This is a genomic window from Actinosynnema sp. NPDC023658, from assembly GCF_040639995.1.
In the GTDB taxonomy this organism is placed as follows: domain Bacteria; phylum Actinomycetota; class Actinomycetes; order Mycobacteriales; family Pseudonocardiaceae; genus Actinosynnema.
The window spans coordinates 1-1,149 of record NZ_JBFAAX010001426.1; the positions used below are offsets into that span (position 1 = coordinate 1).

General features: G+C 75.2%; 2 protein-coding genes. One reads left to right on the forward strand and one right to left on the reverse strand.

Features of this window, described 5'->3' with window-relative positions; all coding sequences use genetic code 11:
* Window positions 1–547, reverse strand: a 547-nt coding sequence (locus AB0G02_RS41530; protein WP_360806464.1) for an MFS transporter, incomplete at its 3' end; no start/stop codon positions are given.
* A 30-nt stretch (window positions 548–577) separates the two neighbouring features.
* Between AB0G02_RS41530 and AB0G02_RS41535 the strand changes: the two genes are divergently transcribed.
* Window positions 578–1,149, forward strand: a 572-nt coding sequence (locus tag AB0G02_RS41535) for a LacI family DNA-binding transcriptional regulator (RefSeq protein WP_360806467.1), incomplete at its 3' end; no start/stop codon positions are given.

Below are 1,149 nucleotides of genomic sequence, written 5' to 3' on the forward strand. Positions count from 1 at the left end.
GGATCGCCACGGCCGCCAGCGCCGCGACCCCGGCCACGGCCAGCACGGTGGGCCGCCAGCCGATCACCGCGCCCAGCCACGAGCTCAGCGGCAGCCCGAGCAGGAAGGCCAGCGAGTTCCCGGCGAAGACCACGGTGGTGGCGCGGCCCGCCCGCCCCGGTCCGAGCAACCGCGCGGCCATCGGCGCGACGACCGACCAGAACACGCCGTGGCCCACGGCCGAGACCACCCGGGCGACCACCGCGACGCCGTAGCCCGGCGCGACGGCCAGCAGCAGGTTGGACGCCACGACCGCCGCGACCGTCACCAGGGCGGTCGTGCGGCGGTCCCAGCGGGCCGTCAGGGCGACCAGCGGCACCACCGTGACCGCCACGACCACCGCGTACCCGGTCATCAGCAGGCCGACGGCCGAGTCGGGCACGCCGAAACCGGCCGCGAGCGCGGGCAGCAGCGCCACCGGCAGGTTCTCCGAGGTCACCGAGACGAAGCAGGCGACGCTGAGCGCCCCCAGCGCGACCCCCGTGCGCGATCTGCTCCCCAGAGGCATTGTGTAACGATACACAGATAGGCTGCGCCCATGTCCAGCGCCGGATCGCCGCGCGTCACCATGGCGGAGGTGGCACGTCGTTGCGGTGTCTCACCGATGACCGTGTCGTACTGCTACAACCAGCCCGACCGGGTCGCGCCGGACACGCTGCGCCGGGTCCTGGAGACCGCCGCCGAACTGGGCTACCGGGGCCCGGACCCGACCGCGCGGTCCCTGCGCCGACGCCACAACGGCGCGATCGGCGTCGTGCTCGGGGAGCACCTCGCGTACGCGTTCGAGGACCCGCAGGCGCGTCGGTTCCTGACCGGCGTCGCCGAGGTGTGCCGGGAGCGCGGCAGCGGGCTGAACCTCATCCCGACCACGGGCGAGGACCAGGACGTCGACCGCGTGCGGTCGGCCTCGGTCGACGGCTACATCGTCTGGACCACCGTCGACTCCGACCCCGTGCTCGGCGTGGTGAGCGGGCTGGACAAGCCCGTCGCCGTCCACGGCGGTCCGGCGGTGCCCGGCGCGCGGGTCGTCGGCATCGACAACCGGGCCTCCGCCCGCGCCCTGGCCGCGCGCACCTTCGCCGGCGCGCGCCGCCCGACCGTGCTCGGCTT